The sequence below is a fragment of the Streptomyces sp. NBC_00727 genome (genome assembly GCF_045161745.1).
Lineage (GTDB): Bacteria > Actinomycetota > Actinomycetes > Streptomycetales > Streptomycetaceae > Streptomyces.
Genome location: NZ_CP108981.1, coordinates 2,847,727 through 2,860,351, shown reverse-complemented (window position 1 = coordinate 2,860,351; position 12,625 = coordinate 2,847,727). Strand labels below are relative to the sequence as shown.

Sequence of the window (12,625 nt, the reverse complement as noted above, 5' to 3'; positions counted from 1 at the left end):
GCCCGCATGATGGGCCGCACGATCTTCATCGACCCGGGGCGCTGCATCGGCTGCCAGGCCTGCGTCTCCGCCTGCCGCGAATGCGACTCGCACCGCGGCAAGTCCATGATCCACCTCGACTACACCGACGAGGGCCAGTCCGTCGCCTCCCTTCCCACGGTCTGCATGCACTGCGAGGACCCCGTCGCCCCCTGCGCCGAGGTGTGCCCCGCCGACGCGATCCTGGTGACCGCCGACGGCGTCGTGCAGCAGGCCGACACCACCCGCTGCATCGGCTGCGCCAACTGCGTCAACGCCTGCCCCTTCGGCGTACCGAAGATCGACCTCCAGGCGAAGCTGCAGATGAAGTGCAACCTCTGCTACGACCGCACCGCCTACGGCCTCGCCCCCATGTGCGCCACCGTCTGCCCGACCGGCGCGCTCTTCTACGGAACCGCCGAGGAGCTCCAGGCCGAACGCCCCGGTGTCCAGGTCGCCGACTCCTTCGTCTTCGGCGAGAGCGAGGTCCGCACCGGCGTCGCGATGGTCGTGCCCGCCGACCGGGTCCAGTGGCCGGTACCCGGTGGCCTGCCCGTCGTCGAGATCAACGGGAAGGACGTCCGACGGTGACCGAAACCCACTACCCGCCCCCCGGCGACCCGAAGCAGCCCCCGCCCCGCGACCCCGGCAGCACGCCTCCCGGCCCGCCCGGACAGCCGGCCTCCGGGGACCCGCGCGAGGCCCTGCACGACCGGATCGCCGCCGACGCACTCACCACCCGCCGCGACTACCTGCGCATCGTCGCCACCGTGTCCGGCGGGCTCGCCATCGGCGGTCTCGGCGTCGCCGGCGGCATCCTGCCCCGCCATGGCGACCCCGACGACAACGGCAAGGCCCCCGCCCCGAAGAAGATCGCCGCACAGCTCCTTCCCGGTGAGTCCATCGCCTTCGACTACCCCGATGAGGAGGACCGCGCGGTCGCCGTCCGGCTCAACGACGGCACCCTCGTCGGCTACTCCGCGATCTGCACCCATCTCGCCTGCGGGGTGCTCTGGCGCAAGGACCGGGGCACCGAGGGCGAGTTGTACTGCCCCTGCCACGAAGGCGTCTTCGACGCCCGCAGCGGCGAGGTCACCGCCGGACCGCCGCCCCGGGGGCTGCCCAAGGTCGTGCTCACCGAGCAGACCGACGGCAGCATCTGGGCCGTCGGCACCACCCGGTCCGGCGAGAGCATCGAGCACGGGCTGTGCCGCCAGCTCGGCGAGGACCGCCCCGACCTGGCCTCCCGCCTCGGCTGCCCCGGCGTCCGCGACGGTGCCGAGGCACCCCCCGCTTCCGGGGCCGCCGCCCGCACGGCGGCCCCCGGGCCCGCCCCGGGTCCGTCCCGTACGCGCACCCGTACCGCGGCCGGCATGTCCGACACCCCCGGGAGCCCGGCATGAGCGACGACGACCGCAGCCCGGCGACCGGCCCACAGCCCTCTCCCGACTCGCAGTACCTCGGACCCCCGCAGCACCCGGGGCCGCGCTATCCCGAGTACCACCCCGGCAGCGCGCGGGCCGAGCTCAACCGGCCCGTCCACGAGCGCTACCCGCAGATCCGGCCCACCAGCGGCTATGGGGACCCCCGGGTCCGCCACACCGGGCCCGGGCCCGGTGCCGGCACCGACCAGGAGCCGGAGCGGTCCTCGAAGCTCACCGCCCGCCTCGTGCTGGCCATGAGCGTCGTCATCGGGCAGCTGTGGGGCCTGACGGTCATCGTCGACGAATGGATGGAGGGCAACTCCGGCACCGCCTGGTGGGGCGCCGGGTTCCTCTGCCTGTCGTTCCTCGTGGTCCTCGGGCTCTGGCTCATCGACCCCAAGGACCGCTGACCGCCTGCCCCGGCCGGACGGCCGTACCCTGGAGGTATGAGTACCGCCCCCGCTCCCGGCCCGCGCGATGCGGAGCCCACCACGCCGGACCGGCCCAGGCCGGCGCTGATCTTCGACGATCCGCTGGACCAGCAGTCCGCGGACGACACGGACCAGGGGTGGGGCGAGCGGGCCCCGTCCGGCAACAGCGCCGCCGACCTGGCGCGCTTCCTGGACGAGAAGCCGCCGCACCACATCTGACACCGGCCCCGGCGGGAGCGCCCTAGGCGGGGTTCCCGCTGCCGCCGCGCTGCGCGACCAGGGTGTCGCGGATCTCCTTCAGGACCTCCAGCTCGGTCACCTCCAGCGTCTCCTGGACGCCCTCCTTCGCCGCCTGCATCGCGGCCCGCCGGGCAAGGTACTTCGCCATCGGCAGGACCATCAGGAAGTAGACGACGGCGGCGGTGATCAGGAAGCTGAGCGTCGCGCTGAGCACCGAACCCCACATGATCCGGATGCCCTCCGTCGCCTCGCCCGTCGCCGGGTCCGTCCCGCACGGAGCCTTCAGACAGGAGCTGTACTTCTCCAGGTCCTGGGTGCCGAACGCACCGACGAGCGGGTTGATGACCCCCTTGACGATCGAGTTCACGATGTTCGTGAACGCCGCGCCGATGACGACGGCAACCGCCAGATCGATCACGTTGCCACGCATCAGGAAGGCCTTGAAGCCCTCCAGCAGACTGACCTTCTTTGTCTCGCTCACGGCTGCGCCGCCCTCCGTAAATGCCACAAGTGGGGTGGACTCCCCGGCAACCTACGGCAGTGGGGCACGCAACCAGCCCATTCAGGCGGGCTGCCAGGTGAGGTGATAGGTCGTCAGTACGAATCAACACAGGATCACCGCGAATCCACCGGAAATCCCCGCACCCGCCAGATCGGCGGCCGTCGCCCTCGGCACCGCCAGCACGACCAGCGCCCCCGCCTCGCCCGCACCCCCGACGGCCGCCGGCACCCGCTCCACCCGCGCGCCCCTGGCCAGCACCCGGGCCTCCGCCGCCCCGGCATCCCCCGACGCGACCACGTCCACCCGGTCGCCCGGCCGCAGCAGCCGCACGGTCTCCGCGTCCGCGATCCGCACCGGCGCCGACACCAGACGCACCGGCGGCGACGCCCGCTCCCGGGCCGCGCCCTGCGCCGTACCACCGCCGTGCCCGCCGCCACCGCCCCCGGCGAACCCGGAGACCGCCAGCGCGGCCGCCGTCAGCGCCAGCCCGGCCGCCATGGACCGGCGCTGCCGCCACACCGCCCGGCGCAGCCGCTGACCGGTGCCCCCGCGCACCCGCAGCGGCGGGAACGCGGGCACCCCGCAGGGCGCGGGAGAGGGCAGCGGCCCCGGCGGCGCGCCCGTGAACGGAGCGGCGGGGCCGGACCGGGGCGAGAAGGGAGAACGTGAGGAGCGCATCGCGAACACCGCCTGCGTCGGGAGTCTTCGGGTCGGGCCGGCCGCCGGAACCCGTGGGTTCGGCCGCCGGACAACCCCCACGATGCGCCGTCCGCACGATTCCCGCCGGAGCCTGTGGACCGTCCACCGGATGTGGATAACTCCGCCACCCGCCGCAGCTACGACCAGCGCCCTACGGCAGCGCGATCCCCGTATCGATCCCGTCCAGCGCGTGCCCGCACGGGCACCCGCGGTCCGCCTCCGACGGCAGCCCCGCCACCGCGTCGAAGAGGACCGTGCGCAGCCGGTCCACATTGGCCGCGAACACCTTCAGCACCTCCTCGTGGGAGACGCCCTCGCCCGCCTCGGCGCCCGCGTCCAGGTCCGTTACCAGGGTCATCGTGGTGTAGCAGAGCCCCAGTTCGCGGGCGAGCACCGCCTCGGGGTGCCCGGTCATGCCGACCACGGACCAGCCCATCGCGGCGTGCCAGCGCGACTCGGCGCGGGTCGAGAAGCGCGGCCCTTCCACGACCACCAGCGTGCCGCCGTCCACGGCCTCCCAGTCCCGGCCCCGCGCGGCGGCCAGCGCCGCCTTGCGGCCCATGGGGCAGTACGGGTCCGCGAACCCGAGGTGGACGACGTTCGGCAGGATCCCGTCGGCCCGGGTCTCACCGTCGTAATAGGTCTGGACGCGGGTCTTCGTGCGGTCCACGAGCTGGTCCGGTACGAGCAGGGTGCCCGGCCCGTACTCCGGGCGCAGCCCGCCCACCGCGCACGGGGCGAGCACCTGGCGTACGCCGACCGAGCGCAGCGCCCACAGGTTGGCGCGGTAGTTGATGCGGTGCGGGGGCACGTGGTGGCCGCGGCCGTGCCGGGGGAGGAAGGCGACCCGGCGGCCGCCGGTCTCGCCGATGAATACGGAGTCGCTGGGTTCTCCGTAGGGGGTTTCCACGCGGACCTCGGTGACGTCCTCCAGGAAGGAGTACAGCCCCGAGCCGCCGATCACACCGATCTCTGCGTTCGCCATGCGGTCACCCTAGGCGCCGGGCCCGCCCTCCCCGCAGGCGGGCGCGGGTGCGCGAAGACCCCGCCGAGCGGCTCGGCGGGGTCTTCGCGAAGGCTGTGGGGCCGGCTGCTCAGGCGGCTGACGAACCGCTCGTCGAGGAAGAGGACGAGGAGGCCGACGACGTGGACGCCGGGGCGGGCGACGACTTCGTCTCCGACGAGGTCGAGGAGCCGGTGGAGGACGATCCGGAACCGGCGGTCTTCGATGCGGAGGAAGCCGGGGTGCTGCTCGACGAGGAGCCGCGGCTGTCGTTCCGGTAGAAGCCGGAACCCTTGAAGACGATGCCGACCGCCGAGAACACCTTCTTCAGGCGTCCGTCGCAGTTCGGGCACACCGTGAGGGCGTCATCGGTGAACTTCTGCACCGCTTCGAGGCCCTCGCCACACTCGGTGCACTGGTACTGGTAGGTCGGCACTTTGTTCCTCCTGGCACTCTGACTCGATGAGTGCTAACGACGCTCCATAGTGACGCATTCCGCTGGATCAGTCCACCGTGACCGGCCCGCGGTGACCGATACCACGTGCCACGGTCCGCCCCGGACCGGCCGGAAGAAGCCTCGAACGCAGCGTCACGAGGGTGACCAGCGCCAGCACCGTGCCCACCAGCGGCACCAGGAATCCGGTGCTCGCGCCGTGTCCGTCCGCGAGCCGGCCGGCCACCGTCACCGCGGCCGCCTGGCCCAGCGCGACCGCGCCCGTCAGCCAGGTGAACGCCTCGGTCCGCGCGGACCCCGGCACCAGCGCCTCGACCAGCGTGTAGCCGCTGATCAGGGCCGGAGCGATGCAGAGCCCGACCAGCAGGCCGAGCGCGGCGAGCAGCGGCACCGAGTGCATCGCCCACAGGCCCGACGCGGTCAGCGCCAGCCCGGTGTAGCCGACGACCAGGCGGCGGCGGGGTCCCACCTTCCAGGCGATGGCTCCGCAGGCGATCCCGGCGAGCATGTTGCCGGCGGCGAAGATCCCGTACAGCACACCGTTGGCGCCGGGGTTGCCGATCTCCTCGGCGAACGCGGTCAGCGAGACCTGCATGCCGCCGAAGACCGAGCCGATGCCCAGGAAGGCGACCGCGAGGACGCGCACGCCGGGGATGGACAGGGCGGAGGCGTGCCGCTCGGCGCCGGGCAGGGCGCGGTCGCGGACGGGCGGCTGGGTGGCGCGCCGCGCGGCGAAGAGCAGGCCGCCGACCAGGGTGAGCGCGGCTTCCGCGATCAGACCGGCCGCCGGGTGCACTCCGGTGCAGAGCGCGGTGGCGAGGACGGGGCCGATGACGAAGGTGAACTCGTCCGTCACCGACTCGAACGCGGCGGCCGTCGCCAGCAGCGGCGACGCCTCACGCCCGGGGGCGGCTCCCAGCACGGCTGCCCAGCGGGCGCGCACCATGGGGCCGATCTGCGGGACGGACGCGCCGGTCGGGGCGGCCGCGGCGAACAGGGCCCACAGGGGCGCGTCCGCCAGGGCGAGTGTCACCAGGAGGGATACGGCGGCGGCATGGAGCAGTACGCCGGGCAGCAGGACGGCCTGCTGGCCGAAGCGGTCGGCGAGCTTGCCGGTCTGCGGGGCGAACAGGGCCATGGAGACCCCGGTGACGGCCGCGACGGCGCCCGCGCTGCCGTAGGAGCCGGTGGTGTGCTGGACCAGCAGCACGATGCCGATGGTCAGCATCGCGAAGGGCTGCCGTGCGGCGAAGCCGGGAAGGAGGAAGGTCCACGCACCGGGGGTGCGCAGCAACTGCCCGTATCCGGGGCGGTCGGAGACCGTGGACGCCACGGTCCTTGCCTTTCTGCCGCCTGGTGGCCGTGCTCCCCGGGGCGGCCGGCACAGGGGTGCGGGCCGGGCGGGGGCTGCCGAGAGCTGTCCTCTTCGCGCGGAACTGCGGTAGATGCCGGGCGCTCGCGGCCGGCGTGCGGTGCACAGCCGGTACGGAGGACGCCACGACCGCCATACGGTCGCGCCAGCTCTGCGTCAGGCAGAGTTGGTCGATCAATTGGTGGTTCTAGGTTTCCTTCATGCTACAGGCAGGAAGGGCGGAGGCCCTGCGATTGTGCGCACCCCGCCCCTCGCCGCCTGTGAACACTGTGTGCGCTCAGTGGTGTGCCTTCGCGTTGCGTTTCTTGCCCTCGTCCGCCCTGCCGCCGAGTTTCTTGACCGCCTTGAGCGCCCCGGCCACCTGCGGCACGGGGGACTCCTGCCCGGCGGGCTGCCCGCCGGGCGTCCCGAGCCAGCCGGCCAGCTTGCCGCCCTCGGCGACCGCGCGCAGCCGGGCCTCGGCCGCGTCGCGCACCGGGTCGGTGGCCACGACGAGCAGTTCGTCGCCGCGCCGCAGCACCGTCGAGGGGGCGGGTACGAAGCTCTTGTCGTCGCGTACGACGAGGGTGACCGCGGCGCCCGCGGGCATGCGCAGTTCGCCGACCTCGACACCGTGCATCTTCGACTCCGCGGGAACGGCCACCGACAGCAGGTGCCCGCGCAGCCGCTCCAGGGGCGCCGACTCGATGCCCAGGTCGGAGGCCTCGGACGGGTCGTCCTTGATGTTGAGTGCCTTGGCGAGCCAGGGCAGGGTCGGGCCCTGGATGAGGGTGTAGACGACGACCAGGACGAAGACGATGTTGAAGACGCGGGCGGAGCCGTCGATTCCGGACACCATGGGAATGGTCGCCAGAACGATGGGCACGGCGCCGCGCAGTCCGGCCCAGGACATGAGGGCTTTCTCCTGCCAGGGCAATCGGAACGGCAGCAGCGAGATGAAGACCTCCAGCGGCCGTGCCACCACGGTCAGCACCAGGCCCACGACGACGGCGGGCCAGAAGTCGTCGAGCAGGTCGTGCGGGGTGACCAGCAGTCCGAGCAGGACGAACATGCCGATCTGGGCCAGCCAGCCGAGTCCGTCCGCGAAGCCCCGGGTCGCCGGCCAGTGCGGCAGTTTGGCGTTGCCGAGGATCATCGACGCGAGGTAGACGGCGAGGAAGCCACTGCCGTGGAGCATGGCGCCCGCGGCGTACGCGGACACCGCGATGGCCATGACGGCGATCGGGTAGAGGCCGGAGGCGGGCAGGGCCACATGGCGCAGTCCGTACGAGCCGAGCCAGCCGACCGCGATGCCGACGGCTGCGCCGATGGCCAGTTCCAGGGCTATCTCGCCGATCAGCACGTACCAGCTGTCGACCTCGCCGACGGTCGAGAAGGCGACCACGAGGATGACGACGGGGGCGTCGTTGAAGCCGGACTCGGCCTCCAGGACACCGGTGACGCGGGCGGGCAGCGGGACCTTGCGCAGCACGGAGAAGACGGCTGCGGCGTCCGTGGACGAGACGACGGCGCCGATGATGAGCGCCTGCCGCCATTCCAGGCCGACCAGGTAGTGCGCCCCGGCCGCGGTCACGCCCACGCTGATGCCGACGCCGACGAGCGACAGCATCGCGGCAGCGGGCAGTGCCGGCCTGACCTCTTTCCACTTCGTGCCGAGGCCGCCCTCGGCGAGGATCACGACGAGCGCCGCGTAGCCGATGACCTGCGTCAGTTCCGCGTTGTCGAACTTGACGTCGAAGAAGCCGTCCTGCCCCAGGGCGATGCCGATGCCCAGGTACAGGAGCAGGCTGGGAAGCCCGCTGCGGGACGAGATGCGCACCGCCGCGACGGCGACGAGCAGGACGAGTGAGCAGACGAGCAGGAGTTCGTTGAGTGTGTGGACAGTCAGTGGCCGGTCCTCTCCCTGCGTACGCCTGCCGGATCGTCTTCCGGCGGCCGGTACTTCGTTACCTTACCTAATCTTTAACGCTTTCTTGATGCGTTCGAGTATTCGTACGATCGCTACGCAATTCGAGCCATCCTGATACCGCGTCCGAGTGGGTTACGCGCTGCGCCTATGGTTGCTCCTGCACTCCCAGGACCGCCCTGCCCTCGAAGGACAGCGATGCCCGCCACAACAACCGCCTCTTCCGGATCCACCGGTACCGCCGGTGGCGGGCCGCGCAAGAAGAAGAAGGGGCGCCGCGCCCGCCTGCTCGTGCTCGTCCTGGTGCTGGCGCTGGTCGCGGGCATCGGTTACGGGACGTACTGGTCCGTGTCCACCGTGCGTGCCTCGTACCCGCAGACCAACGGCACCATCCACATCGACGGCCTCTCCGGCAACGTCGAGGTCAAGCGCGACGGCTACGGGATCCCGCAGATCTACGCGGACTCCGACGCGGACCTGTTCCGCGCCCAGGGCTTCGTCCAGGCGCAGGACCGCTTCTGGGAGATGGACGTACGCCGCCACCTGACGGCCGGCCGGCTCTCCGAGATGTTCGGCTCCGGCCAGGTCGAGACGGACTCCTTCCTGCGGACGCTGGGCTGGCGCAAGGTCGCGCAGGAGGAGTACGACACCGTCCTGTCCGACGAGACCAAGAAGAACCTCCAGGCGTACGCGGACGGCGTGAACGCCTACCTCAAGGGGCGCGACGGCAAGGACATCTCCCTCGAGTACGCCGCGCTCGGCTTCACCAACGACTACGAGCCGTCCGAGTGGACCCCGGTCGACTCCGTCGCCTGGCTGAAGGCCATGGCCTGGGACCTGCGCGGCAACATGCAGGACGAGATCGACCGCTCGCTGATGACGAGCCGGCTCGACGCCGGCCAGATCAAGCAGCTCTACCCGGACTACCCGTACGACAAGCACGAGCCGATCGTCACCGAGGGCGCGATCTCCTCGGCCACCGGAAAGTTCGACCCCAAGGCGACCGACACCGACGGCAGCGGCGCGAACACCGTGACGGGTGCCACCGAGGGCCTGAACACGCAGCTCGGCGCGCTCTCCGACACCCTCGACGAGATCCCCGCACTGCTCGGCCCGAACGGCACCGGCATCGGCTCGAACTCCTGGGTCGTCTCCGGTAAGTACACGACGACCAACAAGCCGCTGCTCGCCAACGACCCGCACCTCGCGCCGATGCTGCCGTCGCTCTGGTACCAGATGGGCCTTCACTGCCGGCAGGTCTCCGAAACCTGCAAGTACGACACCGCCGGGTACACCTTCTCCGGCATGCCCGGTGTGATCATCGGCCACAACCAGGACATCGCCTGGGGCTTCACCAACCTCGGCGCCGACGTCACCGACCTCTTCCTGGAGAAGGTCTCCGCCGACGGCTACCTGTACGACGGGAAGACGAAGCCCTTCACCACCCGCGAGGAGACCATCAAGGTCGCGGGCGGCAAGGACCGGCACATCACCGTCCGCGAGACCAACAACGGCCCACTGGTCTCCGACCGCAACAGCGAGCTGGAGAAGGTCGGCCAGAAGGCCCCCGTCACCAACTCCGCCCCGGACCGCGCCGACGGTTACGCCGTCGCCCTGAAGTGGACCGCGCTGGAGCCCGGCCACTCCATGGACGCCGTCTTCGAGCTGAACCGCGCCAAGGACTTCACGACCTTCCGCAAGGCGGCCCAGCACTTCGAGGTTCCCTCCCAGAACCTGATCTACGCCGACACCAAGGGCCACATCGGCTACCAGGCCCCCGGCAGGATCCCGGTCCGAAAGCAGGGTGACGGCACCACGCCCAGCCCCGGCTGGTCCTCGGCGTACGGCTGGAAGAAGGACCCGATCCCGTTCGACGAGCTGCCCTACGAGTACGACCCGGAGCGCGGCTACATCGTCACCGCCAACCAGGCCGTGATCGACGAGGACACGTACCCGTACCTGCTCACCAAGGACTGGGGCTACGGCAGCCGCAGCCAGCGGATCAACGACCTCGTCCAGTCGAAGATCAAGGGCGGCGGCAAGATCTCGACCGAAGACATGCAGAAGATGCAGATGGACAACACCAGCGAGATCGCCGCGCTGCTGGTGCCCGAACTGCTGAAGATCAACGTCTCCGACAAGGACGTCCGCCAGGCGCAGAAGCTGCTGGAGGGCTGGGACTACACCCAGGAGGCCGACTCGGCCGCCGCCGCGTACTTCAACGGCGTCTGGCGCAACATCCTCAAGCTCGCCTTCGGCGACAAGCTGCCCAAGGAGATGCGCGTCGAGGGCGAGTGCCTGAACGTCCGCCCGGCCAAGAGCTCCGGCCCGGTCGACGAGCAGGACCGGCTGGTACGCGAGTGCGGCCAGCGCGCCCCGGACTCCGCGCAGCCCGACGGCGGCGACCGCTGGTACCAGGTCGTCGCGAACCTCATGGACAAGCCGGACAGCGACTGGTGGAAGTCGCCCAAGAACCGCAAGGACAAGGCGACCGAGACCCGCGACCAGCTGTTCGCCCGCGCCATGGAGGACGCCCGCTGGGAGCTGACCGCCAAGCTCGGCAAGGACATCACCACCTGGAACTGGGGCCGGCTGCACCAGCTGACCCTGAAGAACCAGACCCTCGGCACCGAGGGCCCCGGCCTCCTCCAGCGGGTCCTCAACCGCGGACCCTGGAACCTCGGCGGCGGCGAGGCCGCGGTGGACGCCACCGGCTGGAACGCGGCCGGCGGCTACGAGGTGGTCTGGGTGCCGTCGATGCGGATGGTCGTCAACGTGGGGGACTGGGACAAGTCCCGCTGGATCAACCTCACCGGCGCCTCCGGGCACGCGTTCGCCGCGCACTACACCGACCAGACCGACAAATGGGTCAACGGTGAGCTGCTGCCCTGGTCCTACGGCACGAACGCCGTGGCCGGGACGACGACGGACACGCTGACGCTCAAGCCGTAAGCGCTCCCCGCAGGCCCCCGGTGCTTCAGCTCACGCCGAAGCGCCGGGGGCCTTGTGGTGTGACCACCGCGTGCACGGGGAAGTCGTGCGGCTCCGCCGGGACCCGCTCGGCCACCTCGTTCGCGTACAGCAGGACGACCAGCGCGGGCGTGGCCCCGGCGGCCGTCAGGCGCGCCAGCACCCGGTCGTAGCTGCCGCCGCCACGCCCGAGGCGCATGCCGCGCGCGTCCACCGCGAGACCGGGCAGCAGCACCGCGTCCGCCTCCAGGACCGCGTCGGGGCCAAGCCGCTCGCCGGCCGGTTCGAGCAGCCCCCGCCCCGCCTTCACAAGGCCCTCGGCGCCCTCGTACGGTGCCCAGTCCAGGTCGTTGTCGGTGAGCAGCACCGGCAGCAGCACCCGTACGCCCCGCGCGCGCAGCGCGTCCAGCAGCGCGCGGGTGCCCGGTTCGCGCCCCACCGAGACGTACGCGGCGACCGTGCGGGCACCGCCCAGCTCGGGGAGTGCGAGTGCGTGGCGGGCGAGAACCGCGGCGGCACGTTCGGCGTCCTGGTCCGTCAGGAGGCGACGTGCGGCGAGCAGTTCATGCCGCAGCAGCGCCTTTGCGGACATGTCGGTGTTCAACGGGGTACCTGTCGGCCTCTCGTACAGGGCTGTATGAGGACAAAGTTAACCGGAGGCTCATCTTCCGCCCATGTGACCCCGTTAGGGTTCAGCGCATGACCCAGTCGAACCCCAGGATCAGCAAGGCCGTCATCCCGGCGGCGGGCCTCGGAACCCGCTTCCTGCCGGCCACCAAGGCCACCCCCAAAGAGATGCTGCCTGTCGTCGACAAGCCTGCCATCCAGTATGTCGTCGAGGAAGCGGTGGCCGCCGGACTGCACGACGTGCTGATGGTCACCGGGCGCAACAAGCGTCCCCTGGAGGACCACTTCGACCGGAACTACGAGCTGGAGGGCGCCCTGACCCGCAAGGGCGACGCCGACCGGCTCCGCAAGGTCCGCGAGTCCACCGACCTCGCCACCATGCACTACGTCCGCCAGGGCGACCCCCGGGGTCTGGGCCACGCCGTCCTGTGCGCCGCGCCGCACGTCGGCGACGAGCCCTTCGCCGTACTCCTCGGTGACGACCTCATCGATCCCCGCGACCCGCTGCTGTCCCGGATGACCGAGGTCCAGGAGCGCGAGGGCGGCAGCGTCATCGCGCTCATGGAGGTCCCGACCTCGATGATCCACCAGTACGGCTGCGCGGCCGTCGAACCCACCGCCGAGGCGGACGTCGTACGCGTCACCGGCCTGGTCGAGAAGCCGGAACCCGCCGACGCGCCCAGCAGCCTCGCGGTGATCGGCCGCTACGTCCTGGACCCCGCGGTGTTCGACATACTGCGCCGGACCGAGCCGGGCCGGGGCAACGAGATCCAGCTGACCGACGCCCTGCAGCTGCTCGCCGAGGACGAGAAGGCCGGCGGCCCCGTGCACGGCGTCGTCTTCAAGGGCCGCCGCTACGACACCGGCGACCGCAGCGACTATCTGCGTGCCATTGTCAGACTCGCGTGCGAACGTGAAGATCTGGGGCCGGAGTTCCGCAGCTGGCTCCGCCGGTACGTCACCGAGGAGATGTAGCACG

General features: G+C 71.4%; 13 protein-coding genes. 6 read left to right on the top strand and 7 right to left on the bottom strand.

Going from position 1 to position 12,625, the window contains the following annotated elements; all coding sequences use genetic code 11:
* The first annotated feature begins 6 nt into the window (after nucleotides 1-6).
* Genes OG242_RS12795 through OG242_RS12780 form a run of 4 tightly spaced genes read left to right on the top strand, consistent with a single transcriptional unit; the run spans nucleotide 7 to nucleotide 2,092 of the window.
* Complete coding sequence (locus OG242_RS12795; protein WP_018104243.1) at nucleotides 7-609, top strand: 4Fe-4S dicluster domain-containing protein; 603 nt, start codon at nucleotides 7-9, stop codon at nucleotides 607-609.
* Entirely contained in the window at nucleotides 606-1,421 is an 816-nt protein-coding gene (locus tag OG242_RS12790; RefSeq protein WP_405898282.1) for a ubiquinol-cytochrome c reductase iron-sulfur subunit, read from the top strand. The genes OG242_RS12795 and OG242_RS12790 overlap by 4 nt, the downstream gene beginning before the upstream one ends.
* Nucleotides 1,418-1,852: a hypothetical protein gene (locus tag OG242_RS12785; protein ID WP_405898281.1), complete on the top strand. Its 435-nt coding sequence runs from the start codon at nucleotides 1,418-1,420 to the stop codon at nucleotides 1,850-1,852. The genes OG242_RS12790 and OG242_RS12785 overlap by 4 nt, the downstream gene beginning before the upstream one ends.
* A 36-nt stretch (nucleotides 1,853-1,888) precedes the next feature.
* Complete coding sequence (locus tag OG242_RS12780; RefSeq protein WP_018524894.1) at nucleotides 1,889-2,092, top strand: hypothetical protein; 204 nt, start codon at nucleotides 1,889-1,891, stop codon at nucleotides 2,090-2,092.
* 22 nt (nucleotides 2,093-2,114) lie between these two features.
* Here OG242_RS12780 and OG242_RS12775 read toward each other — a convergent pair whose 3' ends face one another.
* From OG242_RS12775 to OG242_RS12750, 6 genes are all read right to left on the bottom strand, one after another.
* Complete coding sequence (locus OG242_RS12775) at nucleotides 2,115-2,543, bottom strand: MscL family protein (RefSeq protein WP_405901590.1); 429 nt, start codon at nucleotides 2,541-2,543, stop codon at nucleotides 2,115-2,117.
* A 174-nt stretch (nucleotides 2,544-2,717) separates the two neighbouring features.
* Nucleotides 2,718-3,293 carry a hypothetical protein gene (locus OG242_RS12770; RefSeq protein ID WP_405898280.1) on the bottom strand — a complete coding sequence of 192 codons (576 nt, stop codon included), beginning with the start codon at nucleotides 3,291-3,293 and terminating at the stop codon, nucleotides 2,718-2,720.
* 172 nt (nucleotides 3,294-3,465) lie between these two features.
* Nucleotides 3,466-4,299 carry an S-methyl-5'-thioadenosine phosphorylase gene (locus OG242_RS12765; RefSeq protein WP_405898279.1) on the bottom strand — a complete coding sequence of 278 codons (834 nt, stop codon included), beginning with the start codon at nucleotides 4,297-4,299 and terminating at the stop codon, nucleotides 3,466-3,468.
* Between the two features lie 109 nt (nucleotides 4,300-4,408).
* On the bottom strand, nucleotides 4,409-4,753 hold the full coding sequence (locus tag OG242_RS12760; RefSeq protein ID WP_405898278.1) for an FmdB family zinc ribbon protein: 345 nt from the start codon (nucleotides 4,751-4,753) through the stop codon (nucleotides 4,409-4,411).
* A 67-nt stretch (nucleotides 4,754-4,820) separates the two neighbouring features.
* A complete protein-coding gene (locus OG242_RS12755; protein WP_405898277.1) occupies nucleotides 4,821-6,104 on the bottom strand; it encodes an MFS transporter in 1,284 nt (427 codons plus the stop codon).
* A 316-nt stretch (nucleotides 6,105-6,420) separates the two neighbouring features.
* Nucleotides 6,421-8,004, bottom strand: a complete 1,584-nt coding sequence (locus OG242_RS12750) for a potassium/proton antiporter (protein WP_405901589.1) — start codon at nucleotides 8,002-8,004, stop codon at nucleotides 6,421-6,423.
* Between the two features lie 243 nt (nucleotides 8,005-8,247).
* On the opposite strand from OG242_RS12750, the gene OG242_RS12745 reads away from it, so the two are divergent.
* Nucleotides 8,248-11,001, top strand: coding sequence for a penicillin acylase family protein (locus tag OG242_RS12745; RefSeq protein ID WP_405898276.1), 2,754 nt, complete (start codon nucleotides 8,248-8,250; stop codon nucleotides 10,999-11,001).
* Nucleotides 11,002-11,026: 25 nt separating this feature from the next.
* Here the strand turns inward: OG242_RS12745 and OG242_RS12740 are convergent, their stop codons facing one another.
* Nucleotides 11,027-11,611: a 5-formyltetrahydrofolate cyclo-ligase gene (locus OG242_RS12740; RefSeq protein ID WP_405898275.1), complete on the bottom strand. Its 585-nt coding sequence runs from the start codon at nucleotides 11,609-11,611 to the stop codon at nucleotides 11,027-11,029.
* Between the two features lie 107 nt (nucleotides 11,612-11,718).
* On the opposite strand from OG242_RS12740, the gene galU reads away from it, so the two are divergent.
* Nucleotides 11,719-12,621: a UTP--glucose-1-phosphate uridylyltransferase GalU gene (gene galU / locus OG242_RS12735; RefSeq protein WP_405898274.1), complete on the top strand. Its 903-nt coding sequence runs from the start codon at nucleotides 11,719-11,721 to the stop codon at nucleotides 12,619-12,621.
* Nucleotides 12,622-12,625 lie beyond the last annotated feature (4 nt).

Coding starts and splice junctions, on each gene's coding strand:
- OG242_RS12765 (WP_405898279.1), bottom strand. CDS start 4,299: ATGGCGAACGCAGAGATCGGTGTGATCGGCGGCTCGGGGCTGTACTCC.
- OG242_RS12770 (WP_405898280.1), bottom strand. CDS start 3,293: ATGCGCTCCTCACGTTCTCCCTTCTCGCCCCGGTCCGGCCCCGCCGCT.
- OG242_RS12785 (WP_405898281.1), top strand. CDS start 1,418: ATGAGCGACGACGACCGCAGCCCGGCGACCGGCCCACAGCCCTCTCCC.
- OG242_RS12795 (WP_018104243.1), top strand. CDS start 7: ATGATGGGCCGCACGATCTTCATCGACCCGGGGCGCTGCATCGGCTGC.
- OG242_RS12745 (WP_405898276.1), top strand. CDS start 8,248: ATGCCCGCCACAACAACCGCCTCTTCCGGATCCACCGGTACCGCCGGT.
- galU (WP_405898274.1), top strand. CDS start 11,719: ATGACCCAGTCGAACCCCAGGATCAGCAAGGCCGTCATCCCGGCGGCG.
- OG242_RS12775 (WP_405901590.1), bottom strand. CDS start 2,543: ATGCGTGGCAACGTGATCGATCTGGCGGTTGCCGTCGTCATCGGCGCG.
- OG242_RS12740 (WP_405898275.1), bottom strand. CDS start 11,611: ATGTCCGCAAAGGCGCTGCTGCGGCATGAACTGCTCGCCGCACGTCGC.
- OG242_RS12780 (WP_018524894.1), top strand. CDS start 1,889: ATGAGTACCGCCCCCGCTCCCGGCCCGCGCGATGCGGAGCCCACCACG.